This is a genomic window from Streptomyces mesophilus (genome assembly GCF_040300965.1).
GTDB classification, from domain to species: Bacteria; Actinomycetota; Actinomycetes; order Streptomycetales; family Streptomycetaceae; genus Streptomyces; species Streptomyces mesophilus_A.
Map to the genome: position 1 here is coordinate 1 of NZ_JBEPEW010000260.1, position 6,004 is coordinate 6,004.

Below are 6,004 nucleotides of genomic sequence, written 5' to 3' on the forward strand. Positions count from 1 at the left end.
GTCGACGACCTCTTCGGTCAGCGAAGGGCGCTGAGCGATCAGCATGCGGTGGTGCCTCCAGACTCCGGCGCCCCCTGGTGCGACGCCATAGACCCTGCACGCTACCGGCAATAGGGCGCCGCCTCATGCCGCATCGCCATCCGCTGGGGCAGTTGGCTGTCCCGAACGCCGCATTCCAGTACTCCCTGTACTCCCTGTCCTCCTGCGCGGTCGGTTTTCCCGGCCCACCTTCGGTCCGATCCGGGCCTGGGCGCGTCCTGTTGGAGGGATCAGGGGCAGGATCACGCGAACGGCCACACGAGGGAGATCTCGTAAATAACATGACCCTGCCCGCTGTTGTGTGGTTCGGCGGTCCGTTCAACGTATGTAGGAGTGGGTGGGCAGGGTGAGCGTGCATCGGTACAAGGCGGTCGCTGTACGGCAGTTGGCCGAGGTGGTGGAGAGGGTGGCGCCGAGAGACTCTGCGGCCTGGGAGGACCGCAAGCCGATCGCGGGGACGCTGGGGCTGCCGACGAAGGTCTCCAGAGCCCGGGCCCGGCAGTTGTGGATGGTGGTCGCCATGTGGGACCGGGCCGTGGAACATGGCGAGTTCCCGGCCCGGGCCCGCCGGTCGGCAGCGGAGCTTTTCACGGCGCGTGCGCTGCGAAAGTTCTGGGAGCTCGCAGAGGCGGGGGAGCTGAGAACGCTCGCACCGGAGGCAGGGCGTGATCCGCTACTGCCTCTGGCGACGCTTCGTATCGTGCGGGACTGTCTGAAGATTCTTGCCCCTCTGGCCGCGCCCGCTCGCCGGGAGGTCTGGCTGCCGTCTGTGCAGCAGCCCGAACTCAAGACACCGGTTCGCACGGAACCCTTGGCCACGTTGTACCGACGGTTGGCAGATCTGGCGGCGAAGGGGCCACTCGAACGGGACGGCATCAGGCTGTCGTACGAGGACCGGGCACGGCTGCTTGCGATGGTGGCGATCCTGCTCCATGCCGCACCGCGCTCCGGTGAACTCGCGGCCCTGCGGCTCGCGGATCTGGCACCCGAGGAGCGGGCCGTGGCGGTGCGCCGCCGGCAGCAGAAGGCATCGCCGAACCGAGCGGAGGAGATCGCCGAGGCGGCCGGTGTTGCTCCGTCGACCGTGCGATCCGTGCTGTGGGGCCAGCACCGGCAGGTCTCCGAGGGCACGTACCGCCGCATCGTCTCGGCGCGGGACGCGCTGGCACCTCTGCCCGAAGTCGAGTGGTACGCCATGGGGGAGGGGGCGCGGGTGGCCGTACGGCGGTGGCTCACGGTCCGGAAGGAGTTGATCGAATCCAGTTCTCTGGAGGGGGGTGAGCCCGGGCTGTGGGTGACCTTGGTGCCCACCAAGGCGGGGCCGCCGGGCATCACCTTGCGGGCTCAGGGCCTGACGCAGGCGTTCGCCCGCGGGATGAGAGCCCTGAACTGGGTGATGGCCGGACAGCACGGGTGGGAGCCGATGCCCGTCCGTATGGAGCAGGTTCGCCGCGCGCTGTCGGTCGAGTCCATTGCCGGTTTCGTGGGTCCTGGTAAATAACATGACCTGGCGCGCGGTCAGCTCCGCAGACTCGCAGCGCCGTCGCTACGCGACGGATCGGCCTTCACAGCACCGCTCCGCGGTGCCCTTCGAGGAGCGCTCCGCGCTCCGGAGCAGGGAAGGCTCCGCCTTCCTAAGGAGAAGTGGGAAGGCTCCGCCTTCTGAATCTGAATAGGAAGGCTCCGCCTTCCGAAAACGAGAACTGGAGCGCTCCGCGCTCCCCGCCCGCCCCTTCGTGCTCGAGGTGCTCCTCGCGCCTCATCGTGTCCCAGGGGGAGGGGATCGGCTTCGCACCGTTCGGTTCCGTACCGTCGTGGGAATCGACCGCACCGTGGTGTGCGGGAGGCCCGTGGATCCTGGTGTGCGGGACGCCAGTGGATCACGGCCCCGGCGGCACGCGAGTGACGCTCGAGGGACATCGCTCAGGCTGTACGGGCGCGGCGCTACGGCCGGCATGACGCTCCGGGGGCCATGACTGATGGGTGAAGGCAGAACATCCGAGTCCGGGCTGCCCATCGAGCCGATCTATGGGCCGCAGGACCTTGAAGGCTGGGAGCCGGCCGCGAAGTTGGGGGAGCCGGGGGCGTATCCGTACACGCGGGGCGTGTATCCGTCGATGTACACCGGCCGCCCCTGGACGATGCGGCAGTACGCGGGGTTCGGTACGGCCGCGGAGTCCAACGCCCGGTATCGGCAGCTGATCGCCCACGGTACGACCGGTCTGTCGGTGGCCTTCGATCTGCCGACACAGATGGGCCACGACTCGGACGCGCCGATCGCGCACGGCGAGGTCGGCAAGGTGGGGGTCGCCATCGACTCCATCGAGGACATGCGCGTGCTGTTCGACGCGATTCCGCTGGACCAGGTGTCGACCTCGATGACGATCAACGCTCCGGCCGCCCTGCTCCTGCTCCTGTACCAACTGGTCGCCGAGGAGCAGGGGGTGACGGCGGATCAGCTCACGGGCACCATCCAGAACGATGTACTCAAGGAGTACATCGCCCGGGGCACCTACATCTTCCCGCCCAAGCCGTCGCTGCGGCTGGTCGCGGACATCTTCCAGTACTGCCGGGCCGAGATGCCGAAGTGGAACACCATCTCCATCTCCGGCTATCACATGGCGGAGGCCGGGGCCTCGCCCGCGCAGGAGATCGCCTTCACCCTCGCCGACGGCATCGAGTACGTGCGTACCGCCGTGGCCGCCGGTATGGATGTGGACGACTTCGCCCCTCGTCTGTCGTTCTTCTTCGTGGCTCGCACCACCCTCCTGGAGGAGGTGGCGAAGTTCCGTGCCGCGCGCCGGATCTGGGCGCGGGTGATGCGTGAGGAGTTCGGGGCGGTCAACCCGAAGTCGTTGATGCTGCGGTTCCACACGCAGACGGCCGGCGTGCAGCTGACGGCCCAGCAGCCCGAGGTGAACCTGGTCAGGGTCGCCGTGCAGGGGCTGGCCGCAGTTCTCGGTGGCACGCAGTCGCTGCACACCAACTCCTTCGACGAGGCCATCGCCCTGCCCACGGACAAGTCGGCCCGCCTGGCCCTGCGGACGCAGCAGGTACTCGCCTACGAAACGGACGTCACCGCGACCGTGGATCCCTTCGCAGGCTCCTACGTGGTGGAGAAGATGACCGATGACGTCGAGGCGGCGGTCGTCGAACTGATGGCCAAGGTCCAGGATCTGGGCGGTGCTGTCGCCGCCATCGAACGAGGTTTTCAGAAGGACGAGATCGAGCGCAACGCGTACCGCATCGCCCTGCAGACCGACTCCGGCGAACGCGTCGTCGTCGGGGTCAACCGCTACCAGCTCGATGAAGAAGAGCCCTATGAGCCGCTGCGCGTCGACCCCGCCATCGAAGCCCAGCAGGCCGATCGCCTCGCCCGACTTCGCGCGCAGCGCGACCAGTCCGCCGTCGACGAGGCCCTGACCGCGCTGCAGAAGGCCGCCCAGGGTGAGGACAATCTTCTCTACCCGATGAAGGCCGCTTTGCGTGCCCGGGCGACTGTCGGCGAGGTCTGCAATGCGCTGCGCGAGATCTGGGGCACCTACGTCCCCGGCGACACGTACTGAGCTCGTGCCGTATCCCGTCGATGCTTTGAGGATTCAGATGCCGACCGAGACCCCTGCCGTACCGATTCGAGTGGTGGTCGCCAAGCCCGGCCTGGACGGGCACGACCGGGGCGCCAAGGTCATCGCCCGGGCTCTGCGGGACGCGGGCGTTGAGGTCATCTACACCGGCCTGCACCAGACGCCACGGCAGATCGTGGACACGGCGGTACAGGAGGATGTCGACGCCATCGGGCTGTCCGTGCTGTCGGGCGCACATATGACACTGTTCGCCGATGTGCTGACGCTGCTGCGGGAGGAAGGCGCCGAGGACATCACCGTGTTCGGCGGCGGCATCATTCCCGAGGCCGACATCGACGCGCTGCACCGGATGGGCGTGGCCGCTCTGTTCACGCCCGGCACACCCACTCATGTGGTGACGGAGTGGGTGCGGGACAGGGTGCGGGTCGCGGGCCGCGCGTGAGCCGTGCGGCGGCCGTACCAGGTGATGGACTCCTCCCCGGTACGGCCTGAACCACCGTCGGCTAGGGGGCGGTTCGGGTCCAGGTGACCGGCAGGGCATGGACGCCGTAGATGTTCATGTTGGTCCGCAAGGGCACCTGGTCGGCTTGGACGGCGAGGCGCAGGTCGGGGAACCGGCGCAGCAGGCCGGCGAATCCGGCACGCATCTCGATCCGGGCCAGTTGCTGGCCGAGGCACTGGTGGACGCCGTGGCCGAAGGAGAGGTGGCCGCGGGCTGTGCGCCGGATGTCGAGGGTGTCCGGGTTGTCGAACCGCTCGGGGTCGCGGTTGGCCGCCAGCAGGGAGACCACGACCGTGGAGCCTTCGGGGATGGTGGTGCCCTCGAGCGCGATGTCCTGCGTCGCGTAGCGGTAGAAGATGTCGGCGACGGAGCAGTAGCGCAGGAGCTCCTCGACCGCCTCGGGAGCCAGTTCCGGGTGCTCTCGCAACTCGGCCAGCTGCGCGGGGTGTTCGAGAAGGGCGAAGGTGCCGAGCCCCAGCATGTTGGTGGTGGTCTCGTAGCCCGCGAGCAGCAACAAGAAGGCGACGCCGGTCACTTCGTCCAGGCCGAGGTCGTCGCGGCCGGCCAGGTCGGACAGGAGGTCGTCCGCAGGTTCGGCACGCTTGCGTGCGACCAGTTCGCCCAGAAACGTTGTCAGGCTCACGTAGGCCGCGATCTTCTCCTCGAGCACCACGTCCTTCTCCATGAACTTGGTGGTGTCGGCCTGGAACTTGTCCCGGTTCTCGAAGGGGACGCCGAGCATCTCGCAGATCACCAGGACGGGCACCGGCAGGGCGAACTCCTTGACCAGGTCGGCCTCGCCCGGCAGCTCCGCCATGTCATCGAGGCGCTGCTCGACGATGGCGACGATGTGCTCCTCGAGCTGCTTCATACGCCGGACCGTGAACGCTCCCGTGAGCATCCGTCGCAGCCGCGTGTGGTCCGGCGGGTCCATGCTGATGAACAGGCCCGGTTCCTGCGGGGACGGTTCGGTGACAGGCGGCATACCCGGAATCTCGTACGGGATGTGCAGGGGGCCGAGGTCCTGGCGGGAGCTGAACCGGGTGTCGGCCAGGAGTGTTCGGGCCGCGTTGTATCCGGTGACCAGCCAGCCCTGGTGGCCGTCGGGGAAGGTCAGCGGGCTGACGGGGCGGTCCCCGCGTAACCGTGTGATGGCTCGGGGCGGGTCGAAGGGTCCTGCGTCGCGGTCCATGGGCAGGCCGTGCGGGGGAGGAGGTGTCTGGTTCACAGTTCTTCCTTTCGACACGCATGGCGCCACTGTGGCGCGCGCATGCGCCATTGTGGCACATTCGCGCTTTGGGGGCTCAAGCCGGGTCCTGGGGGACCTCGCACGCCAACGTCGGCATTGTCCGCTGTGGTGATGATGGCGCCAGCCGGCAACTGCGTGGCGCCATTGCGGAGAAGACTGCTGCCCGGCTGATCGGGAGGTGGAGTCCACGCCGATCGGGAGGTGGAGTCCAAGCTGATCGGGAGGTGGAGTCCAACAAGCGTCGACGGCGGCTCGAGCCGGGTCGGGCACGGTGGAGCATGCCCGCCTTGCCTGCCGGAAGGGAAGCCCACCCATGGCTCAGGCCCCGTGGAACATGAAGTTCGAGAAGATCCTGCGCCAGGTCCTGCCCGGCCTCGGTGGCGACGACCCGCTCGATGCGGCGGTCCCGATGCAGGCGTACGGGCTCGATTCGATGGCCCTCATCCAGATCGTCAGCGCCCTGGAGGCCGCCTGGGGAGTCAGCCTCGCCGGTCAACTCGCCGTTCCCGTGCGCTCGCTGACCGCGGGACACCTGTGGGGGATCGTGGTCGCCGCGCAGCAGCCCGCGTGGGGATCGCAGCGACCGTCGACCGGTGCATCCACGCGGGCGCAGCCCCCGTGGATCATGGC

The 6,004-nt window shown here is 68.3% G+C and carries 5 protein-coding genes; 4 read left to right on the forward strand and 1 reads right to left on the reverse strand.

All coding sequences use genetic code 11. The features are described 5' to 3' along the window. Positions 1-385: 385 nt before the first annotated feature. The 3 genes from ABT367_RS40270 to ABT367_RS40280 all read left to right on the forward strand — a co-directional run bounded on the left by ABT367_RS40270 (position 386) and on the right by ABT367_RS40280 (position 4,065). The gene (locus ABT367_RS40270; RefSeq protein ID WP_352258796.1) at positions 386-1,540 is read left to right on the forward strand and encodes a hypothetical protein; all 1,155 of its coding nucleotides are present in this window, start codon (positions 386-388) and stop codon (positions 1,538-1,540) included. A 478-nt stretch (positions 1,541-2,018) separates the two neighbouring features. Further along, the gene (locus ABT367_RS40275; protein WP_352258798.1) at positions 2,019-3,605 is read left to right on the forward strand and encodes an acyl-CoA mutase large subunit family protein; all 1,587 of its coding nucleotides are present in this window, start codon (positions 2,019-2,021) and stop codon (positions 3,603-3,605) included. Positions 3,606-3,642: 37 nt separating this feature from the next. Beyond that, positions 3,643-4,065: a cobalamin B12-binding domain-containing protein gene (locus ABT367_RS40280; RefSeq protein ID WP_352258799.1), complete on the forward strand. Its 423-nt coding sequence runs from the start codon at positions 3,643-3,645 to the stop codon at positions 4,063-4,065. A gap of 61 nt (positions 4,066-4,126) precedes the next feature. Here ABT367_RS40280 and ABT367_RS40285 read toward each other — a convergent pair whose 3' ends face one another. Continuing rightward, positions 4,127-5,353 carry a cytochrome P450 gene (locus ABT367_RS40285; protein ID WP_352258800.1) on the reverse strand — a complete coding sequence of 409 codons (1,227 nt, stop codon included), beginning with the start codon at positions 5,351-5,353 and terminating at the stop codon, positions 4,127-4,129. A 334-nt stretch (positions 5,354-5,687) separates the two neighbouring features. Between ABT367_RS40285 and ABT367_RS40290 the strand changes: the two genes are divergently transcribed. Further along, on the forward strand, positions 5,688-6,004 hold a 317-nt coding region (locus ABT367_RS40290), incomplete at its 3' end, for an acyl carrier protein (protein ID WP_352258801.1).